The 13,998-nt window shown below is 44.8% G+C and carries 15 protein-coding genes; 6 read left to right on the plus strand and 9 right to left on the minus strand.

Annotation, left to right across the window (positions count from 1 at the left end; translation table 11 throughout):
* The first annotated feature begins 4 nt into the window (after nucleotides 1-4).
* Complete coding sequence (locus R8269_RS03755; RefSeq protein WP_213987044.1) at nucleotides 5-1,330, plus strand: DUF1501 domain-containing protein; 1,326 nt, start codon at nucleotides 5-7, stop codon at nucleotides 1,328-1,330.
* An 85-nt stretch (nucleotides 1,331-1,415) separates the two neighbouring features.
* Here the strand turns inward: R8269_RS03755 and R8269_RS03760 are convergent, their stop codons facing one another.
* The gene (locus R8269_RS03760) at nucleotides 1,416-2,510 is read right to left on the minus strand and encodes a ketoacyl-ACP synthase III (RefSeq protein ID WP_005387993.1); all 1,095 of its coding nucleotides are present in this window, start codon (nucleotides 2,508-2,510) and stop codon (nucleotides 1,416-1,418) included.
* Between the two features lie 162 nt (nucleotides 2,511-2,672).
* On the opposite strand from R8269_RS03760, the gene trxC reads away from it, so the two are divergent.
* Nucleotides 2,673-3,107, plus strand: a complete 435-nt coding sequence (trxC, locus tag R8269_RS03765; RefSeq protein ID WP_005376074.1) for a thioredoxin TrxC — start codon at nucleotides 2,673-2,675, stop codon at nucleotides 3,105-3,107.
* Between the two features lie 176 nt (nucleotides 3,108-3,283).
* Nucleotides 3,284-4,444, plus strand: coding sequence for an MFS transporter (locus R8269_RS03770; RefSeq protein WP_213965186.1), 1,161 nt, complete (start codon nucleotides 3,284-3,286; stop codon nucleotides 4,442-4,444).
* 49 nt (nucleotides 4,445-4,493) lie between these two features.
* On the opposite strand, the gene R8269_RS03775 is transcribed toward R8269_RS03770, so the two are convergent.
* Both R8269_RS03775 and R8269_RS03780 read right to left on the minus strand, forming a co-directional pair.
* Nucleotides 4,494-4,883, minus strand: a complete 390-nt coding sequence (locus R8269_RS03775) for a nitrous oxide-stimulated promoter family protein (protein ID WP_005387988.1) — start codon at nucleotides 4,881-4,883, stop codon at nucleotides 4,494-4,496.
* 14 nt (nucleotides 4,884-4,897) lie between these two features.
* Nucleotides 4,898-5,407, minus strand: a complete 510-nt coding sequence (locus tag R8269_RS03780; protein ID WP_054865303.1) for a GNAT family N-acetyltransferase — start codon at nucleotides 5,405-5,407, stop codon at nucleotides 4,898-4,900.
* 136 nt (nucleotides 5,408-5,543) lie between these two features.
* On the opposite strand from R8269_RS03780, the gene R8269_RS03785 reads away from it, so the two are divergent.
* A complete protein-coding gene (locus R8269_RS03785; RefSeq protein WP_005376066.1) occupies nucleotides 5,544-5,735 on the plus strand; it encodes a DUF2986 domain-containing protein in 192 nt (63 codons plus the stop codon).
* Between the two features lie 49 nt (nucleotides 5,736-5,784).
* Here the strand turns inward: R8269_RS03785 and R8269_RS03790 are convergent, their stop codons facing one another.
* A complete protein-coding gene (locus R8269_RS03790; protein ID WP_158173098.1) occupies nucleotides 5,785-7,956 on the minus strand; it encodes a TonB-dependent receptor in 2,172 nt (723 codons plus the stop codon).
* A gap of 89 nt (nucleotides 7,957-8,045) precedes the next feature.
* Nucleotides 8,046-8,783, minus strand: coding sequence for a siderophore ferric iron reductase (locus R8269_RS03795; RefSeq protein ID WP_042520969.1), 738 nt, complete (start codon nucleotides 8,781-8,783; stop codon nucleotides 8,046-8,048).
* A gap of 419 nt (nucleotides 8,784-9,202) precedes the next feature.
* Between R8269_RS03795 and R8269_RS03800 the strand changes: the two genes are divergently transcribed.
* Nucleotides 9,203-10,534 (plus strand): anaerobic C4-dicarboxylate transporter, encoded by a 1,332-nt coding sequence (locus tag R8269_RS03800; protein ID WP_005376060.1) that lies wholly within the window; start codon nucleotides 9,203-9,205, stop codon nucleotides 10,532-10,534.
* Between the two features lie 87 nt (nucleotides 10,535-10,621).
* On the opposite strand, the gene R8269_RS03805 is transcribed toward R8269_RS03800, so the two are convergent.
* Nucleotides 10,622-11,110, minus strand: a complete 489-nt coding sequence (locus R8269_RS03805; protein WP_005387978.1) for an NYN domain-containing protein — start codon at nucleotides 11,108-11,110, stop codon at nucleotides 10,622-10,624.
* A gap of 119 nt (nucleotides 11,111-11,229) precedes the next feature.
* On the opposite strand from R8269_RS03805, the gene R8269_RS03810 reads away from it, so the two are divergent.
* On the plus strand, nucleotides 11,230-11,670 hold the full coding sequence (locus R8269_RS03810; RefSeq protein WP_017820187.1) for a DUF4174 domain-containing protein: 441 nt from the start codon (nucleotides 11,230-11,232) through the stop codon (nucleotides 11,668-11,670).
* 16 nt (nucleotides 11,671-11,686) lie between these two features.
* Here R8269_RS03810 and cobA read toward each other — a convergent pair whose 3' ends face one another.
* The 3 genes from cobA to nirD form a co-directional block, all read right to left on the minus strand.
* Nucleotides 11,687-12,445 (minus strand): uroporphyrinogen-III C-methyltransferase, encoded by a 759-nt coding sequence (gene cobA / locus R8269_RS03815; protein ID WP_054865301.1) that lies wholly within the window; start codon nucleotides 12,443-12,445, stop codon nucleotides 11,687-11,689.
* Between the two features lie 173 nt (nucleotides 12,446-12,618).
* A complete protein-coding gene (locus tag R8269_RS03820) occupies nucleotides 12,619-13,470 on the minus strand; it encodes a formate/nitrite transporter family protein (RefSeq protein ID WP_033907034.1) in 852 nt (283 codons plus the stop codon).
* Nucleotides 13,471-13,665: 195 nt separating this feature from the next.
* A complete protein-coding gene (gene nirD / locus R8269_RS03825; protein ID WP_054865300.1) occupies nucleotides 13,666-13,989 on the minus strand; it encodes a nitrite reductase small subunit NirD in 324 nt (107 codons plus the stop codon).
* Between the last annotated feature and the right edge of the window lie 9 nt (nucleotides 13,990-13,998).

Consider the following 13,998-nt stretch of genomic DNA (forward strand, 5'->3'; position numbering starts at 1 on the left):
AATTATGGATATTTCACGACGACATTTTATACAAAGCACGCTATCGATGGGCGCACTAGCCTCTCTTAGTCTGCCAGGTTACTCTCTCGCAGCGCCATCCAATGACTTTCGAGCATTAATATGTGTGTATTTAGCAGGCGGAAACGATGCGTTCAACACCGTACTACCATTATCGGAGACGCACTATCATCAATATTCCAAAGTCAGAGGGCCACTCTCTGTCGCCAAAGAAGACATACTCCCTATCAATTTGAGTGCTGTCGATAGCTCAAATCACCCAGTGAAGCTCGGCTTACACCCCAAGTTAAATGCGTTAACTTCCGTTTTCGAACAAGGCGATGCCAGCATCGTGCTCAATAGTGGCATTCTCAACCATCCCATCACCAAACAAGCTATTGAGCAAGGTGAAGCATCACTACCCGAGCAACTGTTTTCTCATAATTCTCAAACAGACGCTTGGTTACTTGGTGGAATGAGCGAGTCTAAAAATCTTGGTTGGGCTGGCAGAATGTTGGATGTATTAAACTCTGAATCAGAAATAACACCGCTATACAGTGTGCATGGCAATTCGCTTTGGTTACGGGCAATGGAACACCGCCAAACCGTCCTGAAAAAAGATCGCGCAGTTCAGCTTACCGCGATTGATAACCCGCTATACAAGGGGATCTACGATCGCCTTCTCTCTCATCAAACTGACAATCCATTTAATGGTCATTTTAATTTGATGGTTGATGAGTCGATGGTAATGAGCAGTGTACTGAGCGAGCAACTCAACCACATTGCTGACGAGCCGCTGTTTACGTCATCGACGCTCGGCAAGCAAATGCAAACCGTGTACAAATTGATAGCAAGCCAAGATGTCCTGAAGCAGCAACGACAAGTCTTTTTCGTTAAACACTCTGGGTATGACCTGCACGATTCGCAATTGGCACGTCATCCAGTGTTACTTGAGGATCTCGCGACAAACCTTTTAGCAATGTATCGTGCGGTCGAACGGTTAGGGCTAAACAAGCAAGTCACCTCTTTCACTATGTCTGACTTCGGTCGACGGATGATGAGCAACGGAAATGGTACCGATCATGGCTGGGGTGGCCATCAACTATTAATTGGAGGCGCGGTAAATGGGAAACAACCTATCGGTACATGGCCGGAACTAATACTGGGCGGAAACGATGATTACTCTCAAGGCCGACTCATACCCAAAATTGCCGCTGATCAAGTTGGTTCAACACTAGCACAGTGGATGGGCGTGAGTGATAACGCTGCACTGGAATACGTGTTCCCGAACATCCGTAATTTTACTCATTCAAACCTGGGTTTTATGTCGTAAGATATTTTACAGGTAGCTGTAGAACACATCATCAAATAAGGGAGCCTCGCGCTCCCTTACTCATCTTATGTTTGCAAAGTGTCCGTTACACCTCGTCGCGACGGCGTTCGTTACACAGCTTAATGGCACGCTCAAGTAATTCTAACGCGGATTGCTCACATTCAGGCAGAACCGCATCACTTTCGCCAATTGGCGTTACGCGGTCACCCCATTTCAATACTGCCGCACCCCATGTCAAACCTGCACCAAATGCAGCAAGAAGCATATTATCACCTGGGTTAACTCGACCTTGCTCTACCGCTTCACACAATGCAATTGGCACCGTCGCAGCTGAAGTATTGCCATAGTTTTGAATGTTAACAAACGCTTTGTCGTGTGGAATTCCAGACAAGTCACACAAGGTTTGAATAATACGAATATTCGCTTGATGCGGAATCACAACATCGATTTGTTCCGTCGTTAACTGTGATGCTTTCAGTACGGTTTTCGCAGCTAGCCCCATGCCTTTTACTGCACGTTTGAAAATTTCTTGTCCTACAAAGTTGAAATCCCAGTAACCGTTGTCTTCCGCAAAGCGATCCATACAAGTACCAAACTTTGGTACGGACAGAATATCGCGGCCTTTTGCGTCACAACCGATTTGAGACTGTAGTAAACCCGTTTCTTTTTCCGTTCTTGATAACACAACGGCGCCCGCACCATCACCAAATAGAACAGCGGTATCTCGCATTGCCCAATCGATGTAGAAAGACAATCTTTCCGCACCAATAATGATCGCGTTACGATAGTTACCTGATTGAATCAAACGTGTGCCCGTTTCTAGGCCATAGACAAATCCCGTACATGCGGCATTTAAGTCAAAGGCAGCGGCTGCACGAATACCTAGGTTCTGCTGTACCTTAGACGCGATATTTGGAATCAATGAATCTGGTGAACAAGTCGCCACAATGATTAAATCCACGTCTGTTGCATCGACGCCTGCTCGAGCTAATGCATGTTTAGCAGCAACGGTCGCCATGTCTGACGTGTTTACATGACTAATACGGCGGTTTTCGATACCAGTGCGGGTACGAATCCACTCATCGGAAGTATCGAGAAAAGTGCTAAGATCATCGTTAGAGAGCACGGCTGGCGGAACACATTTCCCCCAACCTGTAATTTCAGCGTAGTAATTTGTCATCGCAGACCTATTTATTGTTGTATTTTAATAAAATTTCTTAGAACCTTAGGCTCAAATACAAACCTGCGCTGCGTTATTTCGGCAGGTTAAAAAATAAGTATACAAATAATGAGGCTGACTGGTAAGTCATGTTTTCATCAATACGTAATAAAGGAAGAAGTCATGTCATCGTTTAAAACTCGCTGCCCTTCGTGCGGCGGTCTAAATCGTGTCCCTAATGAGCGCGTTGCCGAATCTGCAACTTGCGGTAAATGTAAAAGTGCACTTTTAGACGGCTCGCCTATCGAAGGTACACAAGATAACTTTTCTGCTCTATTACAAAGTGATATGCCTGTTGTAGTAGATTTTTGGGCCCCATGGTGCAACCCGTGCGTTGGTTTTGCTCCTGTTTTCTCTGATGTTGCTCATGAGCAAGCCGGAACGGCTCGTTTTGTTAAGATTGATACCGAAGCTCAACAACAACTTGCGGCGCAATTTGGTATTCGCAGCATTCCTACCATTATGGTTTTCAAAAATGGTCAACGTGTTGATATGATCAATGGTGCGTTACCTAAAACTCAATTTGATCAATGGTTAAATCAAGCACTTACTAAATAACCTTCCACGCCAACCTTGTTTGTAGGTTGGCGTTTTTATGCAACTTATCAACCTATCTAGTTAATAAATATTATTTGTCGAAACGACTTAAATTTATCATTTTACTTGCCTAACTATTAGCCTCATATTCGCGCCGAATAACCCTTAGATTTCATTTAACTTATAGGCGCAAAACAGTGGAAAACACAGTCGTTCCTGCAGCATCACCACGAGTTACAGTTCCAGTCGTCGCACTGTCTCTTTATGCGGTGGCTTCGGGCTATTTAATGAGCTTGATCCCTCTCATGCTCGGTGAATACAACATCTCAGCAGATTACGCGAGTTGGTTGGCGAGTGTGTTTTATGGCGGCTTATTAACCGGTGCTATTTTTATTGAACGTATCGTACGTCAAGTTGGTCACCGTAACGCGTTTATTGGTTGCTTGGCCGTATTTTCGCTAACTATCGTCACACTACCCGTGTTTGCTAACGGATTGATGTGGCTTGCCGCTCGCTTTATTGCGGGTATCGCGGTTGCTGGTGTTTTTGTCATTGTTGAGTCTTGGCTAATGTCTGGAGACGAAGCATCGCGTGCGAAACGTTTAAGCTTGTACATGCTATCGCTTTATGGTGGTTCAGCATTAGGCCAGTTTGGTATTGGCGTGCTTGGCGTAAGTGGCGGCGTTCCGTTTATTGCGATCACGACGTTGATCCTAATGGCGATGCTGGTGCTAATGTTCATTGAGTGTGAGCAGCCAAACAGCCATGAATCAACCGCTTTATCATTTAAGCAAATTGCCAAACTAAACCATGCAGCAATTATTGGTTGTGTTGTTTCAGGTTTGACCTTAGGCGCGATCTACGGATTAATGCCAGTTGAGTTAACTAACCGTAAAATTAGCCATCAAGACATTGGTACATTGATGGCGCTAGTGATTCTAGGTGGCATGCTAGTTCAACCAATGGTGACCGCGTTAAACAAATACATGAGCCGCACAGTGCTAATGGCGTTTTTCTGTATTTTGGGTATTTTTTCGATCGGTATGACGTTTATTTCCTCGTCAGCCGTGGTATTGGCTGCTGCATTATTCTTTTTAGGTGCAGCTACTTTTGCTTTGTACCCGATTGCAATCAACTTAGGTTGCGAAGGTCTTGATGAACGCTTTATTGTCTCTGCGACACAAGTCATGCTGTTTAGCTACAGCATCGGCTCTGTTGCTGGTCCTGTTGTCGCTGATAAATTCATGGGCCAAGAACACGGCTTGCTAGGCTACGTGTTTGCCGCTTTGGTTGCGACTGGCGTATACATGCTACTTGCTGCGAGCAAAACCAAGCAGCGTATGGCCGCTGGCCTCTAACCACGTCGCTTCTACTCAACGAAAACGAGGGCATGTCGCCCTCGTTTTTTTATTCTTCGCATTTTTGTTTAGATAAACGCTTGTGACGGTTTGACGCGTTCGCTGCAGGCTTTTCCGGTACCATGCGCTTTTCATGAAGCAAATGACGAACCGCCAAGATGGGATGTTTCAGTAACATTCTGGGGCCAGAGTAACGCATGACCAAACGCATTTGTTCTTTCGGCTCTGGTTTGTAGCAGTGAATCGGACATTTGTTACACGTCGGTTTATTCTCTCCATAAGGACAGCGGTCGAGGCGCACTTCTGCGTATTCAAGCAGCTCACGACATTCTGAGCATAAGTCACGTTTTGTTCCATGATGGTCATGACAGTAAACCTCTACCATGGCTTTTACTGTCTTAAATTCAGTGGCGAGTTTGCCAAGTAAAATATCGCTCATGCGCTATCCAAAAATCACAACATCATTGTGTAAAGTTCTAACGTGCGGCCATTATCATATTGCTGCTCAACTCGTTCAAACTCAAAGCCCAGTTTTTTGAGCAAACTTATACTACGAATATTGTCATTGTTGGTGATGGCAACCAAATTATCGAGTTTCATTTCCTCTCTAGCGTATTCCAGCACTGCGGTTGCAGACTCCGTTCCGTAGCCGAAGCCATAAGCGGAAGGTAAAAATCCATATCCGAGATCATAGTGTTGTAATGTGTCACGTTTAACCAACCCACAAATCCCGATGGGTTGCCCATCTTCTTTCTTCTCTACAACGAGTAAACTCACGCCTTTAATTTGTTGCATGCGTAGCATGTTTTCTTTTATGTAACGCGCCGCTTCATATTCGGTACGAATTTGTTTGTCTCCGACAAAACGGTAGAAGTCTGGGTGGTTATAAAGTTCTAGTATAAATGGTGCATCATCTACACTCACAAGACGCAGTATCAAACGTTCGGTGTACAGTGTTTTCATTTGGGCTCCATTAAAACGCGATAGATGATTGGACATAGGAACGTACTTGAATTTTGCGACCGATACCGGCGCTTATTTAGTTGTAACTTGATAAAAAAGTAACTATCCTGCCTCGCTAAATTAAAGGACCACCACCATGAACCGCAAGAAGAAAATCAATCAGATCTTGAAAGCGAAGCAGAAGAAGCATAACGCTAAGCTACATAAGAGCAATAAGCCGCGTTATATCTCCAAAGCTGAACGCGCGAAAATGGAAGCTGAAGAACAAAACCAAGCTTCAGAACACACGGAAAACGTTGTAGACACAGCGCAGACAGATCAAGCCTAAAAGAAAAGCCGCTTCAAGCGGCTTTTTTGATATTCGGAGAGAGTTAGCTTTAGTATTCGACACTGTAGTTCAGTGTGAATGTGCGACCTCTTCCTTTGTAGTCGTACGCTGCAGCATCGTAGTGTGCTGCATAAAGAATCTGCGCACGTTGTCCCCAAGCGGTTGTGTAGTCTTCGTCAAATAGGTTTTGAATACCAAAACCTAACTGCCCGATAGGTAGTGTTACGTTACCAAGAAGATCAAACGTAGTGTATCCATCTAGTTTATTGTTTGCGTCATCTTCGTAATCAAACATCGTCTGGCTTTGTAAACGTACTGAATAGCCATCCTGATAGTAAGCCGCCCACGCGTTCGCTTTTGATGTACTTGCTTTACCCGCGCTTAGATCTTCCCACTTACCGTTGGTTTTCAGCTCAGAAACCACATAGTGACCTGATGCACCTAACAAAATATCACGGTTTACCCAGTAGTTAATGTTTGCTTCGGCACCGTATACACGTTGCTCGTCATCAACATTGGTGATTAGGAGCGTCTTCTTGTCATACTTGATTGAGTTATCCGACACCGAGTAGTAACCCGCCGCTTGCAGTGCGACAGTATCCGTATCTAATCGGTAACCAATTTCATAGCTGTCCGTTTTGATGCCCGACATTTTTGAGTCAGATACATTAATGCTATTGTTCAACGCGTAGTGACCATTTGCATCCGCGGCATCGTAGCTACCTTGGCCGTAGTACTTTGCAGGATCAGCGAGTTCGAAACCTTGAGAGAAGTTCGCCCAAAGCTGAGATTCATCGTTAAGCTGATAAATGGTGCCCAAATTAAATAAGCTCACAGAGTAGTCAGTGCTGCCACCTGGTACCGCATCCGCTGATACACCATTACCCGATGCGATCTTCTTTTGTATACTATAGGCAACAAAATCATCAATCTTATTGTCCATGTATTGGTAGCGGTAGCCTGCTTGTACTGACCAATCTTGATTGATGTGGTAATCCCCTTGGACAAATATTGCGTAAGACGCCACATCAACATCTGGGTAACGCCCCACTTCGGCATAGGTTCGATTAATTAAGTTCCCAGAGCTGTTCGCAATGGTTGGATCGAACAGAGCCTGGTTACTTTCAAAACGGTCTAAGTACGCATCGACACCATAAACAAGTTTGAATGACTCCCAGCTTTTAGCTAACGCTAAGCGCCCAGCAAAAACTTCTGTTTTTTGTTGAGAGGCACTTTGGTAATAAGGAGTAAAGGTTTGGTCTTCACTACGGTAAGATAACTCGCCTATCAGTTGATGACCGAATACGCTGTCGTGAGCGTAGTTCGCACTTAAGAGAACTCGCTCTGTACCATGTTCACGGTCGGAATCGAACCCCTCTCGTACATCAACAAATTTATTGTTAACAATGTACAAACCGTATGGCGAGTCTTGCTGGCTGTCATAGTATTGTGCGACAAGGTTTAACTTGCTGGCATCGGAGATTTGAATCTCGGTCGATCCCATAACATCGAGCGTTGAATTATACTGCAAAGAGCCCTGTGAAATGTCTGGGGTGACAATGTCGCCATTTGCGTCAAATGCACCTTGTGTCTCGGTGTACACAACCGAACCTCTAGCGGTAATTCGCTCATTACCACCCGAGATAGACTGAGCGAGTTTGTAATCAAAGTCATCGCTGCTATTAAAGCCTGTAGTGCCACTCACGTAGGATTCAAACGACAAGTCATCCGAGTACGCTTTCTTGGTGATAATGTTAATAACACCACCAGTAGCGCCTGCACCATAAATGGAGGTTGCACCAGATAGTACTTCAATTCGCTCGATGTTGAATGGGTCTATTGCATCTAACTGACGACTAATCGGGCGAGAAGACTGTAACGAGACACCATCAATCATTACCAACATTGCTCTACCGCGAAGGTTCTGACCATAGTTAGTTCGACCACCGGTGCCGACGTCTAAAGAAGGGATGGTTGCAGAAAGAATATCACCCAGTGTCTTGCCCGCACGATATTGCTGAGCAATCTCTTCTTGGCCAACAAACCAAACCGTTCCTGGAATATCGGAGATCGATTTCGGCATCACACTGCCTACAACAACCAATTGCTCATCGCTCGGAGTCGATGTTTGTTGAAGATCTTCTGCTGCTATTGAGCTAACTGCGTATCCACTGCTCATCGCAAGTACGATGAGATTGAAAGAAAACGTCCTTTTCATCATTGTATTTATCTTTTTGTTGTCAACAAGAGCGTGCAATGATACTTATTCTCACTCTCAAATCGAGCACTGTTACACAAGTTAAATAAATGTTAATTAAGAACCTTCTTGCTCATAAGCTGTCGATTTTCCTCTAAACGAGGACAATCTGCACAAAGCTTTCTGCCTTCACACTTATAGACTAAACAACAACTTTTTCTTACTAACTTTAGCGGCTGATCAGATTCCGTCTCATGAAGTGAGCGGCTATTATCAACATCCAAACCCATTGCGCTTAGCCACAAGACCGCATGCTCCTGAAGTGTCGAGTTAGTCATTTGCGGAAAGCGCTGTTGGAGACGAATTAAACAAGCCATGATTCCGTCCGACATCAATTGATGGGTGAAGCCAGGACGAATGCGTGTCCATTGACTCATCTCTTGTTGATAGAAGTCGAACAGTTCTCGGATTTGACGCCCCGCCTCTTTTATCAACGCTTCTGGCTCGCCATGTATATGCGCTTCGTCGGCGAATCGGTACCCAGAAACAAAACAAGGTTTGAGGTGCTGCGCTATCTCGCGAATGTTTGGCAACGTGTGGTAACCGTAAATAGAGATGAATGCGACATAAACTGGCTGCCAACAAAGTAAATCCCACGTTCTTGTCAACCAATATGCTTTTCCCGCTTCCGGATGAGCCTCCGAGATTTGCTGGTAAAGGCCTTGGATGATCGGGTTGATATCATTCTCGATATGGATAGCTTCTTGCCCTATCTCGCCGATATCACCGTGTAGGTAAGGTGTAATCTCACTCGAAGTTTGAAACAGTTGCGGGAAAAATTGCTCAGACATGATGGCTTATTGTTGGTGTAGTCATTCTGACACCTTTATACCCAAGCACCAATCGCAATGCAAACTATTATCCTTTGCGTTTTCATGACAAAGAAACACTCTTAGGGTTAGTTATGACTGTATTTCCGAGTTCTGTGAAGCTGTAAGGTCTGGTTAAGTATGCGATGAATAGCAACAAACTCTTAAACCTCTTCGCATTTAGCGCTGACATGACCGCAAAAATACACAGCATAAAAACACCCTGATAAAACTGTGTTAACAGTTTCCCTGTGTAGCGTGAGTTATTGCCAATAATTGAATATTGCTGTTTCTTATCCAGCGGATTGTGAACAACATGAAGTATTTTCTTTCTGAATATCGAGACAATACAAAGAGGTAATTTGGCTATGTAGCCCTCTGTTTTGAATAAGGAAATCCACATGTTGTATCTTGAGTTTCTATTTTTGCTCGTGATGCTGTATATCGGCTCACGTTATGGTGGTATAGGCCTTGGTGTCGTATCCGGAATTGGCTTGGTGATTGAAGTCTTCATCTTTAAGATGCCTCCAACCTCTCCTCCTGTCACCGTTATGTTGATCATTTTAGCGGTGGTAACATGTGCTTCCATTCTTGAAGCCGCTGGCGGTTTGAAATACATGCTGCAAGTTGCCGAGCGTGTGCTTCGTAAGAACCCAAAACGCGTCACCCTTATTGCTCCTTTCGTGACTTACTTTATGACCTTCCTGCTTGGTACTGGCCACGCGGTTTACTCTATCATGCCAATCATTGGCGACGTTGCGCTTAAAAACGGCATTCGTCCAGAGCGTCCTATGGCTGCCGCTTCTGTCGCCTCTCAAATCGCAATCACAGCCTCGCCAATTTCAGCAGCAGTGGTTTACTACTTGGCGCAACTCTCCGACATTCAACACGAGATCACTCTGCTCTCAATTCTGCTCGTTACTGTACCTGCAACGCTATTCGGTACGTTGTTGATGTCACTTTACAGCCTAAAGCGTGGTAAAGAGCTAGACGACGATGAAGAATACCAAGAGCGTTTGAAAGATCCTGTGTGGAGAGAAAAAATCCTCAACACAACTGCAACGTCTCTTGATGAAGTACTACCAACAAGTGCTCGTAACTCTGTATTGCTGTTCATTGCATCGATCTTGGTTATCGTCGTTATCGCGATGTGGCCAGACATTCGTACCATCGTAGATGGCTCGAAGCCAATCAGCATGGCGGTTGTGATTCAAATGATGATGCTCTGCTTCGGCGGTATCATTTTGCTTGCGACCAAAACTGACCCGCGTGACGTACCAAATGGGGTGGTATTTAAATCTGGTATGGTGGCGGCGATTGCTATCTTCGGTATTGCATGGATGTCAGATACCTACTTCCAGTACGCTATGCCTCAATTTAAATCCGGCATCGTAGAGATGGTAACCAACTACCCTTGGACATTCGCGCTTGCGTTATTCATTGTGTCGGTTGTGGTGAACTCTCAAGCTGCAACGGCTCGCATGATGCTACCTGTTGGTCTCGGCTTAGGTTTGGAACCTGCGCTGCTTATCGGCTTGATGCCAGCGGTATATGGCTACTTCTTTATTCCCAACTACCCTTCAGATATCGCGACTGTGAACTTCGATACCTCGGGCACAACTAAGATTGGTAAGTGGTACTTCAACCACTCATTCATGTCTGTGGGCTTAATCGGCGTGATTGGTGCGTGTTGCTTGGGTTACTTGCTAGGGCAAATGATCATTCCTTCGTAACTAGCCAAATCAACGATAAATTAGAGGCGAGTCATTGTACGTTTTCGTACAGCCTGAGTGACTCGCCTTTCTTTATTGCACTATTAACTACAGCAAGAAATCGTCATCAATCGCGACAAAATTGTCGGCACAATCAATCAGAGTTTGAGATGTAAGTTTAGGTACACCATAAACGGTCACCGTTTTATTGAAGCGCTGCTGAATTCTCTCTACTAGCAGACTAAAGTCTCCATCTCCCGAAACTAGAATCACTTCCTCAACTTCGGGAGCAATTTCAATTGCATCGAGAGTAATACCCACATCCCAATCGCCTTTCGAGCTGCCATCACGACGCTGGATGTAGGGTTTAAGCATCACCTCAAATCCAACACCGCGTAAAATGTGATGAAACTGACGTTGTTTTGGATCGTTACTCGCGATGGCATAAGCACGAGCACTTACCACCTCTTTCCCTTGTGTGGCGACATACCAAAACTGGTTGTAATCAAAATTGCTTCGATACGCTTCGCGACAGGTGTAATACACATTCTGTACATCAACCAAAATGGCGATTTTTTGTTTGCTTTCCGAACTCATCTATTTCTACGCTCAATTTATTTGCTGCCTACCCTATGCCAGTTTTGGAAAAAGCACAATGAGCCAATTCCACTAAACTTAACGTATAAAAAGTTATTTGGGTTTCTAGGGGAACTGTCATGGGCGGAAAGTTACTAGTGATACTGCTTTCTTGTATCTTGTCATCGACAGCATTTGGTTATCCAGCGCACTCCAAATACTGGCCACATAGAAGTGTGCTCTACTTTGCGCCGGAAAATGATGAATACGTCAAACAATTCTTGCTAGAAACACTTATGAATGAGTGTGAGTTGGAAGACAGAGATGTCGTCACACTGGTCATTACAGAACAAGGTTATACTTTTCCTGCTTGGCTTAAAGAAGAGTTCGACCTAAAAATGCTAGCTCGTCTTTATGCGGTCGAAAAAGGTTCTCATACTGCTATTTTGCTTGGTAAAGATGGTCTAGAAAAGCACCGTTGGGGCGCAGAAACAGACTGGCCGTTTATCAACAACCTCATTGATCAAATGCCTATGCGTAAGCAAGAAATGCAGAGGCAGCAAAGTCCCTGTAAAATATAGTCACTTCTGGGCAGTATTACTTTGCGAACCAATCCAACTTGTTGTGAAGTTGAGTCACGCTGCCAACCACAATCAATGCTGGGCTCACGGCTTGCTCTGCCATGCTCGATAGCTCGTTCAACTTTCCTTGGAACACACGCTGCTCTGGGCGCGTACCGTTTTCAATAATGGCGCATGACATCTCAGGGTCTAAGCCGTGAGTGATCAGCTTATCCATAATATGGCCGCTTTGCTTTAAACCCATGTAGAACACAAGCGTGTTGTTGGATTGTGCCAGTGAATGCCATTCAATCTCACGACCATCTTTTTGTACGTGACCAGTGATGAATTGAACGCTTTGCGCATGGTCGCGGTGTGTTAATGGAATACCAGCGTAAGCCGTTGCACCCGCTGCTGCTGTGATCCCCGGAACCACTTCGTATTTAATACCAAATTCCGCTAGTTCTTCTAGCTCCTCACCACCACGGCCAAAGATAAATGAGTCACCGCCCTTCAGACGCACAACACGCTTACCTTCTTGCGCTTTCTGCACCAAGATTTGGTTGATTTGATCTTGAGGCACACAGTGAAAGTCCAATTTTTTTCCTACGTAAATCATCTCTGCAGATGCATGGGCCAACTCAAGAATCTCTTTTGATACCAATCGGTCGTACACAACAACTTCAGCCGCTTGAATGGCTTTTAAGCCTTTTACTGTGAGTAAATCAGGGTCACCAGGACCTGCACCAACAAGAGAAACAAAGCCGCTGTTTAAAGATGAGTTAACAGTTGTCATATCAACGCCTATCGAAAATTTGGACATAAAAAGTAACACTCAAGTCATTAACTCAAGGTTAAAATCACCCCAAGGAGTTATTACTTTTTATAGCTAAATCAATACAATACTTATCGAAAGTTAAATGAGTTGAACAGCCCTACCTACCATAGGTAGGGCCAGATAAAAGCGGTTTATTTTGCGATTGCAGGCTCTGTTTTTACTTCTTCTTCAACTACGTTGATAGAAGGCGCTGTTTTTGCGTGAGTTAGGTACAGTGGAATACAAGTCATTACGAGACCACCGACAATATTACCTAGAATGGTTGGAATAAGGTTGAAGTTCAACCAAGTCGCGATACCAAAATCCGCACCTAGAATCATACCTAGTGGGAATAGGAACATGTTTACTACGGTGTGTTCAAATACTAGCGCAAAGAAGATGAAGATTGGGAACCACATCATTGCTACGCGACCAGACACCGAACGTGCCGTCATGTTGCCGATAACGCCTAGACACACCATTAGGTTACAGAAGATGCCGCGTACGAAACATGTGATCCATCCATCCATACCCATGTTTTCAAAACCAAGGCTACGCGCGGTAGAAACAGCGACAAATTTCTTCGCTACTGCGTTCAGTTCTAGAGAAAAGTTACCTGTTAGAGAGATAGCCACTAGGTAAGCAACGATCAGAGAACCGATAAGGTTACCCAAGCCTACAAGACCCCAACAACGGAAGATACGACCCCAAGTGATGCCCGGACGGTTCGCAAACTTAGCCAGAGGCGCTAGACCAAAAACACCGGTTACTAGGTCATACCCCATCACACTTAGAATTACGAAACCAACGGGGAAAACAAGTGCTCCTACAAGGCCGATACCCGTTTGTACAATCGCGGTAATAGCAACCACCACCGCAAGCGAAAGAATAACGCCAGCCATCGTACCGCGAAGCAGAAGATCTCGCGTGCTTGTATTGGTTTTCGCTTCACCAACATTGATCATGGTTTGCACGAATTCTGCAGGCTTAAAATCAGTAGACATGAATGTGTCCTTATCCAAAATTGAAAGTTAAAAAGTTAAAGATTGAATAGAGAAAGGCTTCCCGTTGACACCTGAACGCTGTCTACAACACCTCGCTTCCCTGTTCCCCTGAGTTGATGCTTGGAAAGCCTTTGTCTATTAAATCTAGGTTTCAGTTCATTCCCTCCCCCTAAGAGGAGGGAATGAAAACCAAGCTTACGCAAAGATTTCTACTTCGCCGTTGGTTACGCGGGTTTTGTACGCTTTCACGCTAAAACGCTCGTCTTCCATGCACGCACCTGTTGTCAGGTTAAAGCGTTGCTTCTTAAGTGGGCTAGCCACCCAAAGCTCGCCTTGGTGCTCACAGATCAAACCGCGAGAAAGCACGTTTGATTGGAAGAACGGGTCTGTGTTGCTGATCGCCAGCACTTCTTCTGCTTGTGTTGGGCGGAATACCGCAACTTGCTGACCATCAACCAGTGCACAAACACCTGTGCCCGGTACGATGTCGCTGATTTGGCAAATCTTTTCAAATGACATAATCAACCT

Source organism: Vibrio sp. Vb0667 (assembly GCF_033391095.1).